11 protein-coding genes are annotated in these 13,329 nt (G+C 49.8%); 1 reads left to right on the forward strand and 10 read right to left on the reverse strand.

Going from position 1 to position 13,329, the window contains the following annotated elements; genetic code table 11:
• The first annotated feature begins 54 nt into the window (after positions 1-54).
• The gene (locus SHEWANA3_RS12830) at positions 55-576 is read left to right on the forward strand and encodes a hypothetical protein (protein WP_011717365.1); all 522 of its coding nucleotides are present in this window, start codon (positions 55-57) and stop codon (positions 574-576) included.
• A gap of 166 nt (positions 577-742) precedes the next feature.
• Here the strand turns inward: SHEWANA3_RS12830 and nadE are convergent, their stop codons facing one another.
• The 10 genes from nadE to apt all read right to left on the reverse strand — a co-directional run bounded on the left by nadE (position 743) and on the right by apt (position 13,316).
• Complete coding sequence (gene nadE, locus SHEWANA3_RS12835) at positions 743-1,573, reverse strand: ammonia-dependent NAD(+) synthetase (RefSeq protein WP_041413069.1); 831 nt, start codon at positions 1,571-1,573, stop codon at positions 743-745.
• 210 nt (positions 1,574-1,783) lie between these two features.
• Positions 1,784-3,088 carry an inosine/guanosine kinase gene (locus tag SHEWANA3_RS12840; RefSeq protein ID WP_011717367.1) on the reverse strand — a complete coding sequence of 435 codons (1,305 nt, stop codon included), beginning with the start codon at positions 3,086-3,088 and terminating at the stop codon, positions 1,784-1,786.
• 189 nt (positions 3,089-3,277) lie between these two features.
• The gene (gene hemH, locus SHEWANA3_RS12845; RefSeq protein WP_011717368.1) at positions 3,278-4,324 is read right to left on the reverse strand and encodes a ferrochelatase; all 1,047 of its coding nucleotides are present in this window, start codon (positions 4,322-4,324) and stop codon (positions 3,278-3,280) included.
• Between the two features lie 79 nt (positions 4,325-4,403).
• Positions 4,404-5,048 carry an adenylate kinase gene (adk, locus tag SHEWANA3_RS12850; protein WP_011623010.1) on the reverse strand — a complete coding sequence of 215 codons (645 nt, stop codon included), beginning with the start codon at positions 5,046-5,048 and terminating at the stop codon, positions 4,404-4,406.
• Between the two features lie 141 nt (positions 5,049-5,189).
• A complete protein-coding gene (locus SHEWANA3_RS12855) occupies positions 5,190-6,053 on the reverse strand; it encodes a tetratricopeptide repeat protein (RefSeq protein WP_011717369.1) in 864 nt (287 codons plus the stop codon).
• 117 nt (positions 6,054-6,170) lie between these two features.
• The gene (htpG, locus tag SHEWANA3_RS12860) at positions 6,171-8,084 is read right to left on the reverse strand and encodes a molecular chaperone HtpG (protein ID WP_011717370.1); all 1,914 of its coding nucleotides are present in this window, start codon (positions 8,082-8,084) and stop codon (positions 6,171-6,173) included.
• A 317-nt stretch (positions 8,085-8,401) separates the two neighbouring features.
• Positions 8,402-9,001 carry a recombination mediator RecR gene (gene recR / locus SHEWANA3_RS12865; protein WP_011717371.1) on the reverse strand — a complete coding sequence of 200 codons (600 nt, stop codon included), beginning with the start codon at positions 8,999-9,001 and terminating at the stop codon, positions 8,402-8,404.
• 12 nt (positions 9,002-9,013) lie between these two features.
• The gene (locus tag SHEWANA3_RS12870; protein WP_041413070.1) at positions 9,014-9,343 is read right to left on the reverse strand and encodes a YbaB/EbfC family nucleoid-associated protein; all 330 of its coding nucleotides are present in this window, start codon (positions 9,341-9,343) and stop codon (positions 9,014-9,016) included.
• Positions 9,344-9,512: 169 nt separating this feature from the next.
• Positions 9,513-12,635, reverse strand: a complete 3,123-nt coding sequence (dnaX, locus tag SHEWANA3_RS12875; RefSeq protein WP_011717373.1) for a DNA polymerase III subunit gamma/tau — start codon at positions 12,633-12,635, stop codon at positions 9,513-9,515.
• 129 nt (positions 12,636-12,764) lie between these two features.
• Positions 12,765-13,316 carry an adenine phosphoribosyltransferase gene (gene apt / locus SHEWANA3_RS12880; RefSeq protein ID WP_011623016.1) on the reverse strand — a complete coding sequence of 184 codons (552 nt, stop codon included), beginning with the start codon at positions 13,314-13,316 and terminating at the stop codon, positions 12,765-12,767.
• Positions 13,317-13,329: the final 13 nt, after the last annotated feature.

The following is a 13,329-nucleotide window of genomic DNA, read 5'->3' on the forward strand; positions in this document are numbered from 1 at the left end:
TGCGCCTAAGTTAGGGTAAGATCCGCCCCACTTTGACTCCCATATTCGACTGTTATGCATATTGGCCCAGCCGCAGCGACCTATGCTTTTTATCTCCCGAATCCCCCACTCTTGCCTGAAGATTGGCATTGGGAGCAGGATAACGCGATAGCAGAACTCATCGCCTTAAACGGCAATCACTGGCGTAAGATCTTCACAATTATGGCAAAAATTTGCGCTCCCAGTGAGGATTGGCGCGATTATCGCGACAACTTATTACTCAAACAGCAGCAAATGCTGCTAATAGGTGCCAATGCCCTCTCACCACATGCCAATATTCATATTGTCTGTGGGCAAGCCGCCGCCATGGCATTAGGGATTGCAGTCGATAGCCATATCGCTACTGACGCGTTGCAAACAACCAAACAGCAATTAATGCAAGACTCACAGGCTAAACTGCAAGACGTCACGGCAATGATACTGTCACAGTCTCCACTCTCAAGCTGTGTACTACTCACGCCTTATTTAGACTATCGCCAATACTCAAACGCTTTGATTGCCCTGACGCGTAACCATCTCCAAGCGAAGCAGCGCTAAAGGAATGAGGTGAGTTCAATGCAACTCAGCTCAATATGGCTAAGCACAATGTGATTAAGCTCAATTCGAATCGAGACACTTGGCGAGATAGCATTAAGCATTCACACATGAAAAAGCACCCACTAGGGTGCTTTTTCGTTATGTCTCAGACGGTAACCGTCTTAAATTAATCGTAAATAGTGGGGATAGGTTGACGCTTATGCTGCGTGGCCTTGTAGATATTGATAAGCTTTTCTTCAACATCCTTGCCGACTTCTTTCCCTTCAAGGAAATCATCGATTTGCTCGTAGGTCAGCCCTAGCGCGACTTCATCTTCCAGTAGTGGTTGATTGTCTTCCAAATCCGCCGTTGGCGCTTTATAGACTAAGGACTCTGGCGCGCCCAAATATGCTGCCACCTGGCGTACTTGGCGTTTGTTAAGTCCAAATAAAGGCGCAAGATCGCAGGCGCCATCGCCCCATTTGGTATAAAAACCGGTGATATTCTCGGCGCTATGATCGGTTCCCACTACAAGCCCGCCCACTAAACCGGCTAACTCATACTGGGCAATCATGCGCATGCGCGCTTTCACGTTACCTTTAATAAAATCAACTTTAGCCGCATCCGGTGAATGCAATCCCGCTTCGACAAAGGCCGTTAAAGTCGCCTGATGCACACCATCGACCCCTTGATGCACATTGATGGTGACTAATTTGGTCGGCTGAATAAATTGGCAAGCTTGCTGAGCTTCGTGCTCATCTTTTTGAATTTGATAGGGTAAGCGCACCGCAATAAACTGATAACCGCCGTCAGTATGCTCGCTATTGAGGCTATCAACGGCCAACTGACATAAACGTCCCGCCGTGGAAGAATCCACACCACCGCTGATCCCAAGGACCAAGGCTTTGCTGCGGGCAGCTTGCAGTTTAGATTTAATAAACGCCACACGGCGCTGCACTTCGAACTCAGGATCGATGGTCTTGAGTACCTTCATTTCTGTTAAGATCTGCGCTTTCACCGAAAATTCCACCTTAATATTCGCTGTTATTGGGAGCAGTGATTGGGCTAACGTTATCATTTATTCGGGTCTGCCTGTAGCAAAAATTACCATCCACAGGGTTAATTGTTGAGAAAACGTCATTGGCTCAAGTTTTCGTCTGTTCCAAAAAACAACAAGGGCAATAACGGTTTGCCGCTATTGCCCTTATTTACTCAAGCCAGTACTGACTTATCTTTCCCAGTAGGATTCTTCTAAGCTGTCTTCGCGCTCAGGTAAACCGCGGGAGAGACGCGGACTATGCTGCGCCAACACCTCGTAAGCCACGCGGTTAGCGTACTTACAAATTTGCGAGAATGACGAATAACACAGACCATCACGCTTGTGCTTGCTTGAGCCTGGCACATTGGTCTTGTGGAAGGTATTGGCCGCCAAATCGTGCAATAACGCCGATAACGCACCATCACCGGCGCCGTTAGTGTTGCCGATTTTCTCGGGGCCGCCCATGTAAGGCGAAATATGGGCAAACACTTTAATCGGGTTTTCGCAGTCACGTTTCAGCTTAGGACGCGAGAACTCATAACGGTTAAACTCGGGGATAGCACCGGGCAGCAGTGTATGGCTGGTCTCACGCTTTTCGGCATCATCGGTATAACCTGCGGTGTAAAGCCCGATGGGGCCTGCGGTGGTTAACACCATATCACACCACTCGAGGGCTTTTTCGCTGGCAAGCAGCGGATCGCGAAATCCGGTTAAGGCCTCACCTTCATCTTCGTTCATCGCCAAAATGGTCACATGCTCTTGGATAAAGTTTTGCCACCAAACGGGATCTTCATCGATTAAGAAGCGTGTGCCTAAGGTCAATACCACGGGGACTTCGGCGGCTTTGGCGTATTCAATCGCGCACATGGCCGCATCGGTGATCCTGTCACCGCCACTGGCACGCATTAAATAGGCGGTTAATACCAAGGCAGAGCTGCCCTGCACTACATCTTTATCAATGTATTCTGGAGTTAACTTGTCCATCGCCCCTTTACTGATCGCAAAGGTACGCTCACCGCAATCGGAAATCAGCGTAAAACAACGGCCAATAGGACCATCGACGGGTTGCAGGAAGTTAAGGTCAACCTTAGAGGAAGTGTTACAAAGATAACGGTAGGCGTAACTACCAACTTCGATATTTTGGCTCATCACCCCAAACAACACTGAGCGGTCATCGGCCAAAATAGAATAATTGTGCACTGTGTTACCAATAGTACCGCCCGCGAACTCATCGCTGATCAAACCTTGTTGTTTCAGCTCGGTATACAGGGCATGCGCTTGCTCGTCATTGATCAGGGTCGAATTGCCCTTAGGTAAACCATAACGGCTGAGCAACTCATCCTCTACCTTGGCTTCGATATCCACTAGGGTTTGATCGATACCGCTGACATAAGTCGCAAAGGGTTGAGGTTGCTGGGTTAATTGCTCAAGCAATGGGTCACGGGTTTTGACCGGAAAATAATGTTTCGATTTGCGCTGACCGGGAAACTTCATAGTGGCTCTCTTTTCCTGGCATCCATGCTAATGGGCATTACAACGAGCGTTGCTCATCGTGTCCTAAAAATAATGAGTCTAGGCTAGAGAGATAAAAAATCCACTCCCGAGCCATAAAGGGCGCAGATTCTACCATAAAATCAGCATGAAACTAGGCCGTGTTTCGGTTTCAACCGGAGAAATTTACCGTCACTCCGCGCGTATCCATGGTTGAGCTTGTTCTTGCACCAGTTGCCTGAGCAGCTCGATATGGAGCTCATCATCATTTAAACAGGGAATAAAGTGATAGGCCTCGCCGCCCGCATGCAAGAAAGTCTCTTTACCGCCAATGGAAATTTCTTCTAAGGTTTCAAGGCAATCGGTGGCAAAGGCAGGGCAAATGACGTCAACACTTTTTACGCCTTGGCGGGGTAAATCGGCCAGCAGCTCATCGGCATAGGGGGTTAACCACTCTTCTTTGCCAAAGCGGGATTGGAAACACACCTGCCATTGTCCGTCAGTTAATTCCAGCGCCTGCGCCAGTAACTTGGCCGTCGCGCGGCACTGCTCAGGATAGGGATCACCTTCGGTGGCATACCGCAGCGGAATACCGTGGAAGGAAAGAATCAACTTGTCGGCCTGCCCGTGGGTTTTCCAATGGCGTTTCACAGAATGCGCTAAAGCCGCGATATAGGCTTCATGGTCAAAATACTGTTTGCTAAAACGCAGCTCAGGAATATCACGCACTTGAGTAAAATACTGCGCCACCGCATCGAACACACTGGCGACGGTTGAGCAGGAATATTGCGGATACAGCGGCAGCACCACGATACGTTCGGCGCCTTGGGCCTTGAGTTTGGCAAAGCCGCTCTCAATCGAAGGATTGCCATAGCTCATGCCGAGTTCCACCGGAATGGTTTGATTAAAGGTCGCGCTCAGATCCGTGGCTAACTTTTGCGCCTGCTGCTCACTTATCACCATCAGCGGCGAGCCCTGCTCCGTCCACACGCTCTGATAAAGTTTAGCCACCTTGGCGGGTCGGGTGTTAAGGATTATCCCTTGCAAAATCGGCTGCCACAGCCAAGGGGACAAATCGACGACCCGAGGATCACTTAAAAACTGTTTGAGGAATCGCTTAACCGCTTTGGGAGTGGGTTCATCGGGCGTGCCGAGATTGACCAATAACACGCCAAACGCAGGAGAGGGAGAAGTCAATGTGTTACCTTTTATCAGCCAAATACCTCGGCAGGCTAACATTCGGTCGCCAATAAAAAAAGCCTGCAATAGCAGGCTTTTTCCTAATATGAGAACTTGTTCTCGAATTTAGCAATGATGCTTATTTCAGCACGCTGGCTAACTGTGCACTCACAGCCGCTACCGACTGAGTACCATCGAACTTGTGGTATTGAGTGTTACCCGCCGCAGCCACTTTGCCATAGTATTCAACCAATGGCTTAGTTTGCTCGTGGTAAATGCCTAAACGCTTACGCACTGTGGCTTCTTCGTCATCTGGACGAATCGCTAAGTCTTCGCCTGTTACATCGTCCTTGCCTTCCACTTTAGGTGGATTGAATACCACGTGGTAAACACGGCCAGAACCTGGGTGAACGCGACGACCGCTCATGCGCTTAACGATTTCTTCGTCTGGCACATCGATTTCGATCACGTGATCAATGCTGATACCGTTTGCCGCCATCGCATCCGCTTGTGGGATAGTGCGTGGGAAACCGTCTAACAGGAAACCTTTAACACAGTCGTCCTGTGCGATACGCTCTTTAACCAGTCCAATGATCAGATCATCAGAAACCAGTTGGCCTGCATCCATCACTTTCTTCGCTTCTAAACCCAGCGGAGTACCGGCTTTAACGGCAGCACGTAACATGTCGCCAGTAGAAATTTGTGGGATACCATACTGTTCCATAATGAACTGGGCCTGGGTACCTTTACCGGCACCTGGGGCGCCCAATAGGATAATGCGCATCTCAAGAGTCCTCTTTTTCGCATTGATATTCTTCTTAGGGCGGCGATCTTCGCACATCTGGCCGCCATTGAGAAGGCTTTTAGCTTCGACTTTAGCCTCAGAAACCGTAAATAAATCGCAGTTTTGCGGCCAATTTAATCCTTAATAGAGCAAGGTATAGAGCTTACGGCGGTACTGATTCGCCAGACTATTGCCTTGCCCAAGCGCCGTTAAAATCTCCATAAAGACTTGTTTTACTTTGCCATTTTCAGCGGTTAAATCCTTAGATAACACACTGTATAAATGTGCAAGCGCTTCTTCGTCTCGGTGGGCCGAATGCAAGGCCTTACAAAGTTCGAGTAATAACACTAAATCCTGCGGATTATGCTCGAACTTCTGCTGCAAATCACGAATTTCTGGCGTGTCCGCCGCATCCAAAGCAAGGGTTAATTTCGCCTTTAAGCTCTGGTAATAACCATCTTGGTCGGCAAGGCCAATCTGCTCGAGTAGCAGCTGCGCTTGGGCGAGTTCACCCTGCATCAAGTACACATCGGCAAGCACTAAACTCACCTCGGCCGCCTGATGTGAGGCGCTATGGGCGTCTTTCAGTAACACGGCCGCCGTGGATAAATCCTCCGCCGACACTTGGCTTAAGGCTAACAGGGCTTTGGCTTGCTCAAGCTGTAATTGCCATAGGGGTGGCAAGTGTTTCTCCAGCATAGCGCTCACCTGCGCCGCCTCTTGCATACCCGCAAAGCCATCGATTGGCTGGCCCTTATCGAGCACTAAGGTGGTCGGCAGTGCTTGAATGCGGAAATAGTTAGCGATTTCCAGCTCGGTTTCGCAGTTCACTTTCGCCAGCACAAAACGGCCAGCATGTTGCGCGGCAAGTTGCTCGAGTGTTTGCACCATGGCAACACTCTGCGGCTGTGGCTGGGCCCAAAACACCATCACCACCAGTTGCTGCATCGAAGCATCAACCACTTGCTGAATATTGTCTTTCGTTAGATCGAGGATATTGTCCATGGTTTTCCTTACTCCCAAACTGGCACCTCTACAGAGAAATGCCCTAGGATAATGCTCTTTGCGGTGCCTAAAACGGAATCGGGGCACTTGTGTCTCGACTCAAGTGCCCCGAATGTCTTACTTCAGGTTCGCCAATAACATTTGGTTCATCAGCTTAATAAAGGCCGATGGATCCGCTAGGCTGCCCTTCTCCGACAATTGCGCCTGTTGCAATAACAGATTCGACCAATCGGCAAAGGCGGCTTCATCTTGAAGATCGTTTAAGCGCGATACTAATGGGTGCGCAGGGTTTACCTCAAACGTCGGCTTGACCTCTGGCACTGGCTGACCCGCAGCCTGCATCAGTTTGATCATCTGGCTCGACATCTCACCTTCCCCCGTCACCACACAGGCTGGGGTATCGGTTAAGCGTGAGGTCACTTTCACATCGGCCACGCTAGCGCCTAATGCCGCTTTAATGCGTTCAATCAATGGCGCAGACTCTTCGGCGAGTTTCTCTTGCGCTTCCTTCTCGGCCGCATCTTCCAGCTCACCTAACTCCAGCTCGCCACGGGTGACTGAGTGCAATTGTTTTTCTTTGTACTCAGTTAAGTGGTTGATTAACCACTCGTCGATACGTTCTGACATCAGCAACACTTCGATGCCTTTCTTACGCAGCAGTTCTAAGTGTGGGCTGTTGGCCGCGGCTTCGTGGCTGTCGGCCACGATATAGTAAATCTTGTTTTGGCCTTCCTTCATGCGGCTTAAGTAGTCATCGAGTGAAACAGTCGGTGCCGCGCTGCCCGTATGGGTAGACGCAAAACGCAATAAGCCTGCGATACGCTCACGGTTTGCAAAGTCTTCCGCTGGACCTTCCTTCAACACTTGACCAAATTCGGCCCAGAATTGTTGGTATTTTTCCGCATCGTCTTTTGCCAGTTTTTCCAACATGCCCAGCACGCGCTTAGTGATACCGGTGCGCATCGCTTTGGTGATGTGGTTGTCCTGTAAAATCTCGCGAGACACGTTCAGCGGCAGATCGTTTGAGTCAATCAAACCCTGCACAAAGCGCAGGTAAGATGGCATAAACTGCTCGGCGTCATCCATGATAAACACGCGCTGAACAAAGAGTTTTAGACCATGCTTACGGTCGCGGTTCCACAGATCCCATGGTGCTTTTGAAGGGATATACAACAGGTTAGTGTATTCCTGTTTACCTTCTACGCGGTTATGGCTCCACAGCAGTGCGTCTGTGTAGTCGTGGGAAATGTGCTTATAAAATTCTTGGTACTCTTCGTCACTGATCTCAGACTTATTGCGCATCCACAGCGCAGTCGCCTTGTTCATGACTTTCCAGTAACCTTCGGTTGCGGGGATTTTTTCACCGTCTGGGCCATCGCGCTCAGGGGTGCCTTCCTGCCACATTTCAACTGGTACAGAGATATGGTCTGAGTATTTAGTGATGATGGAGCGTAGGCGCCACTCATCGGCAAACTCTTTCTCTTCATCACGCAGGTGCAGAGTGATCTCGGTACCACGGCTCGCCTTAGTGATGGTATCGACTGTGAAACTGCCCTCACCTTCCGATTCCCACAATACGGCTTCATTAGCCTTATGGCCTGCCGCACGGGTGCGTACAGTGACTTTTTTCGCCACGATAAAGGCCGAATAAAAGCCCACACCGAATTGACCGATCAGCTGCGAATCCTTTGAGGCTTCGCCAGAGAGGTTTTTAAAGAATTCAGCGGTGCCCGATTTGGCGATCGTGCCTAAATGCTCAATCACACCATCGCGGGTCATACCTACGCCGTTGTCTTCGATGGTTACAGTGCCTTTTTCTTTGTCTGCGCTAATGCGCACACGTAGCTCACCGTCACCTTCGTATAGCGCGTCGTTGGTCAACGCAAGGTAACGCAGCTTATCGGCCGCATCCGCAGCATTGGAGACCAGTTCACGCAAGAAAATTTCTTTGTTGGAATACAAAGAATGGATCATCAAATGCAACAGCTGTTTGACTTCAGTTTGAAAACCATGAGTTTCTTGTTGTGACATGAAATTTTCCTTATTTGTTACGCAATTTGGTTAAAGCAAACGCTTAGTGATTAATAAAATGGGGCTGTAAATCCACTTTTCAAGGGGGGAGATAAAATCACAGATCAAATGGCGAAAAATAAGGCAATCTTGGGCGAAAATACGGCCAATGGCCCAGATATTTGGGGAGTCGTCAGCCGTAAATGAGGGATGCTAACGCGGTGAACAAGAACACTAAGACCATCTGCTCAATACTCTTTAATCACATCATCCTGCGCCCATAAAATAAAAACCCGCGAGCACTGGGCTGGCGGGTTTTATCTTGAGTCCATCACTCGCTACAGCGGGATACGCCCATTGAAGGACAGCGCTAAGGTGGTGCTGTCGACATATTCCAGCTCGCCCCCCACGGGAACGCCGTGGGCGATACGGCTGATCACCACTTTGTGGCGCCTTGCCATATCGGCAATAAAGTGGGCGGTGGCCTCACCTTCTACCGTGGGATTGGTCGCGAGGATAAGCTCAGCCACATCGCCCGAGGCTAAGTGACGCTCTAATAGCGCCAAGCCTAACTCCTCAGGTCCCACCCCATCGAGTGGTGATAAATGGCCCAGCAATACAAAGTAGCGACCGGTAAAATGTCCACCCGCTTCAATGGCTAACACATCGGCCGGCGTTTCGACCACACAAATCGTCGACGAAGACCCGCGTTTATGGCTAGAACAAATCGGACAGAGGCTTTCTTCAGTGTAGGTTCGGCAAGACTGACAATGACCGATATCGCTCATGGCACTCGACAGCGCCGAGGCTAATTTAAGCCCAGCTTTTCTATCGCGCTCAAGCAATTGAAACGCCATACGTTGAGCCGATTTCGGCCCAACCCCTGGCAAACAGCGCAGGGACTGAATTAACTCGTCAAGCAGGGGACTAAATTTCATCGTCTATCTCAATTAAAATGGCATTTTCATGCCTGGTGGTAATTGCATACCGCCGGTCACTTCGGCCATTTTGGCTTTTTGGTTTTCTTCGATACGACGCGCGGCATCGTTACACGCTGCGGCAATCAAATCTTCTAACATCTCTTTATCGTCTTCCATCAAGCTTGGATCGATTTCGACTTTACCAACTGTGTGTGAGCCAGTCATGGTCACTTTAACCAAGCCAGCACCTGATTCACCGACCATTTCCATGCGGGCAATTTCTTCCTGCATTTTTGCCATTCTTTCTTGCATCATCTGGGCTTGTTTCATCAGATTGCCCATACCGCCTTTTCCAAACATAGTCATTTCTCTTCTATTAGGGTTAGTCGCAAGCTTTTAAGCTGGCTAATCTTACTGAAATAAATGGGATTGGCAATCAATGCCGATATCCCATCACTAAACTTATGATCTTGATAGTGAGTTTTTAACAAACTCTGCCACTCCACGCAGCATATGCACAGAGGAAATATTACTCGGGCTCAGGCAGTGCGGGAATAAGTCCACTACGCTGGGCTAGCAATTCTGGTGGATAGAGTAAAGTATCCTGATCCAGCTCGGCGCCAAAACGGTTAATCAGCCATTGCACATTATCGTCCATCATTAGCGATTGGCGCGCCTGCTGCAGTAACTCTTGGTGGAAACGTTTACGCATCTCTAAGGGGGTTTCCCGCGCGGGATCTGTTCCTATGACCACCTCAACCTGCCTCGGGTTCCCCAATGCGGCCGTCAGAGCTTGCTCTAACTGCTCAATCGCCACGGGCGCCGCCAAATGTTTCTGGTCGGGTTTTAGCAGCAACGGCAAGGGGTTAGCCTGCACCTGACAAATCGAGTTTACCGCCAACTGACGCACACGGCCACCAATCTCTAGGCTCGCCATAAGCTTATACCAATGCAAGTCTAAGGGATGCCCTGTAATCGATTGCGCCAGCGCTAATGCAGTGGATGACGTTGGTTGTACAGTCTCGCTTGACTGTGACTGCACCGATGCTGGTTGCTGAGTTTGTGGTTGAGTTTTTGGTTGTGTAAGTTCCTTCGCCTGAGGCTGCTGCGGCGTATTCGGCTCAGGGCTTTGCGTCGCAGGCTCGCTTTCTTGTCCAGCCGCTTGCTCTAACGCTTGCACAACCCGTGTAGCCTCCCTATCCGTTGGCGATATTTGAGCGGCAACGGGCGCAGCGCCTAAATGCTCAACAGCTGTTTGCGCCGCGACAGGGGATTCAGTCTGTAGGTTAACACTTGCAGCGGGCGCATGGGTCTCATCCATCGCAGCAACTGGCGCCTCTTCCCATGGCGGGCGATCGTTCGGATCAAGCGGCGGAGTTGGCGTAACATTTGACTGTGACTCAAGATGGAGCTCGGCCTCGAAATCATCATCAAAGGGCAGCTCAAACTCGTTATCGGACGCGTTATTGGCGACTTGCGGCTTGATAGATGCATCAACTGAAGGCGTGTTTTGTGAAGTCGCGTGAGAGACTGGCGCGGTATGCGCATTCTGGCTCGGGGTTTTAAGCTTAACTTCCGCTGCTGGCTTTTTTCCATCACCTTCCTTGGTGCTGAGCGCATCAAGATCGGATAACAAGGAGTCACGCGCAGCTAATACCGCCGATAAAATATCGTCATCCTCGAGGGACACTGTAGTTGAAGCTGGAGGTGTTGAAGCCTGAGAAGCTGTTGAAGCTGAATTGTCGACAAAAGACTGCGATTTGGGGTCCGCGGCGGACTTATGCACAACATCCCTATGGTCGATAGACTGAGCACTGTCGCGATTAAACGAACTCTCTTCCATGCCAGAGAATCCGCCCTGCTCCTCAGCCATAAATTGTGAATAATCATCCTGATAGGCATCGAGCGGCGCGGCGGCATAATTGTATTGACCGTAATCTTCAGCGGAATACTCGTCCGGCGCTACCGCATCAGCATTCTCATTAACACTCGCTTGAGTTTTTTCCTCGATATCATCAAGAGATAAGGCTACGGGTTCTGTTAATGTCGCTGGAGAAGGCCCCTGGTCAACGCTAGCAGTATCTACTGTTGCAGCTTGATTATGCTCTGCATCAATGTTCGATGCCGGCATAGAAACTGAGTTCGATTCAGCGCTTGAGTCAACTTTTGCTTCTGGAGTTGAGAGGGCCTCAGTACGCGATACCGTCTCGGCATTTGCGCCAAAGCCTTGGCTATGGGCTTGGCTTAAGATCACTTGCTGCTCGGCAATTAATGCGGCATTCAGTTCAGCCTCATCATCAATCGCATCATCGACAGCTAACATATCCTCAGCAGATAAGGCTTGTTGCGAAGCTGTAGTGTTCTCACTCTTAGCCATAGGCTCAGAGATTGCAGCTTGTGGCAGAGTCTGTGAGTCACGCTCAGCGGTTAGCGGAGTTTTTTTTTCAGCCACAGCCTGATTAACGGCCTGTTCAACCACAGGCATATTTGATGCGGGCGTAGTAGACGTTGGCTGCTGAGCAGGCAAGCTCACCTTTGCTGCGTCTTCAACTTGCCAACGTTTCACAGGCTTTTCGGGAACAAATGCCACGGCTCGGAGCAGCGCCATTTCAAGGCCCGATTTAGGATCTGGCGCATGGGGTAAGTCTTTACGGCCAGTCAGTAAAATCTGGTAATACAACTGCACTTGTTCCGGCGCTAACTGCTCGGCAAAAGCCTGAATTTGCGCGCTGTAAAGGGATTGCTGCGCCGCAGCAGGTGCAAATTGAGTCAAAGTAATTTGATGCAATAATTCCAGTAAACTGCGCAGCACTTCTTGGGCGTCCGCGCCATAGGCGAGCACCTGTGCGCAGCTTTGCATTAAAACGCCAATATCGGCATCGGTTAAGGCTTTGAGTAAGCGCAGCACATGCTGCTCATCGATGCTGCCCAGCATAGATTGCACTTGGTTGAGCATTACCGTGCCGCCACCGAAGGCAATGGCCTGATCGGTCAAACTTAAGGCATCACGCATACTGCCATTGGCCGCTTTGGCGAGCAGCGTTAAGGCTTCGTGCTCAAAGGGCAATTGCTCTTGGGTTAAAATATGCTGTAGCTGAGTGCCAATTTCCTGCTGGGTTAAGCTCTTTAAGTTAAATTGCAGGCAGCGAGATAACACAGTCACAGGCAGCTTTTGCGGATCGGTTGTCGCCAGCAAAAACTTCACATGCTTTGGCGGTTCTTCGAGGGTTTTTAGCAGCGCATTAAAACTGCTGCGGGAGAGCATGTGCACTTCGTCAATCAGGTAGACCTTAAAACGGCCACGGGTCGGACGATATTGCACATTATCTAAGAGTTCACGGGTGTCATCGACTTTAGTGCGCGAAGCGGCATCGACTTCGATCAAGTCAACAAAGCGGCCCTGGGCAATTTCGACACAGCTGCCACACACACCACAGGGGGAAGCCGTTACGCCCTTTTCACAGTTGAGGCCTTTGGCGAAGAGACGCGCCAAACTGGTCTTGCCCACACCGCGAGTACCCGTAAAAAGATAAGCATGGTGTAAACGTTGTTGCGTTAACGCATTCGTGAGCGCGTGCAACACGTGGCTTTGGCCGACCATCTGTTCGAATGTGGCAGGGCGCCATTTTCTGGCTAACACCTGATATGACATGGAACTCCCCAATGTGCATGACAAGAATGTTGGTACAAAAAAGGGGATCGCGCCCCGAGATAGTTGCAAGATAACATGTCAATTAGCGACATGCCATTAAACTATCCCTAGGCGCCTTTGGCTGAAGAATTATTCGCCTTCAAACTCACAAAGTTTAACCAACTCAAGACCTAAGGCAGTTAAACGGGCTTCGCCACCGAGATCTGGTAATGAAATCACAAAGGCTGCATCTTGCACTTCACCACCCAGTTGGCGGATAAGTTTGACTGTGGCTTCGATAGTGCCACCAGTTGCCAGCAAATCGTCAACCACTAATACTTTATCATTCGCGGTGATCGCATCGGTATGGATTTCAAGGCTATCGTGGCCATATTCCAGCTCATAGCTTTGGCTAATGGTCGCGCGTGGCAATTTACCAGGCTTACGTACAGGCACAAAACCAATGCCTAATTCCAGTGCTAAAGGCGCACCAAACAAGAAACCACGGGCTTCAGTGCCCACAATCTTGGTAAAGCCTTTATTACGATATTGCTCAACTAATAAATCGATAGTCGCTTTATAGGCCGCGGCATTTTCCAGCAGACTGGTCACATCGCGAAATAGAATCCCTTCCTTAGGATAATTAGGAATCGTTTTAATGCTTTGCTTTATCAAGGATAAGGTTTCTGTATTCATAGCCATTTAATTTAACTTA

The sequence above is a fragment of the Shewanella sp. ANA-3 genome (assembly GCF_000203935.1).
In the GTDB taxonomy this organism is placed as follows: domain Bacteria; phylum Pseudomonadota; class Gammaproteobacteria; order Enterobacterales; family Shewanellaceae; genus Shewanella.

Bases quoted from the DNA above. Each gene is read 5' to 3' on its own strand.
- SHEWANA3_RS12830 (WP_011717365.1), top strand. From the start codon at position 55: ATGCATATTGGCCCAGCCGCAGCGACCTATGCTTTTTATCTCCCGAAT.
- SHEWANA3_RS12840 (WP_011717367.1), bottom strand. From the start codon at position 3,088: ATGAAGTTTCCCGGTCAGCGCAAATCGAAACATTATTTTCCGGTCAAA.
- hemH (WP_011717368.1), bottom strand. From the start codon at position 4,324: ATGTTAGCCTGCCGAGGTATTTGGCTGATAAAAGGTAACACATTGACT.
- adk (WP_011623010.1), bottom strand. From the start codon at position 5,048: ATGCGCATTATCCTATTGGGCGCCCCAGGTGCCGGTAAAGGTACCCAG.
- SHEWANA3_RS12855 (WP_011717369.1), bottom strand. From the start codon at position 6,053: ATGGACAATATCCTCGATCTAACGAAAGACAATATTCAGCAAGTGGTT.
- htpG (WP_011717370.1), bottom strand. From the start codon at position 8,084: ATGTCACAACAAGAAACTCATGGTTTTCAAACTGAAGTCAAACAGCTG.
- recR (WP_011717371.1), bottom strand. From the start codon at position 9,001: ATGAAATTTAGTCCCCTGCTTGACGAGTTAATTCAGTCCCTGCGCTGT.
- SHEWANA3_RS12870 (WP_041413070.1), bottom strand. From the start codon at position 9,343: ATGTTTGGAAAAGGCGGTATGGGCAATCTGATGAAACAAGCCCAGATG.
- dnaX (WP_011717373.1), bottom strand. From the start codon at position 12,635: ATGTCATATCAGGTGTTAGCCAGAAAATGGCGCCCTGCCACATTCGAA.
- apt (WP_011623016.1), bottom strand. From the start codon at position 13,316: ATGGCTATGAATACAGAAACCTTATCCTTGATAAAGCAAAGCATTAAA.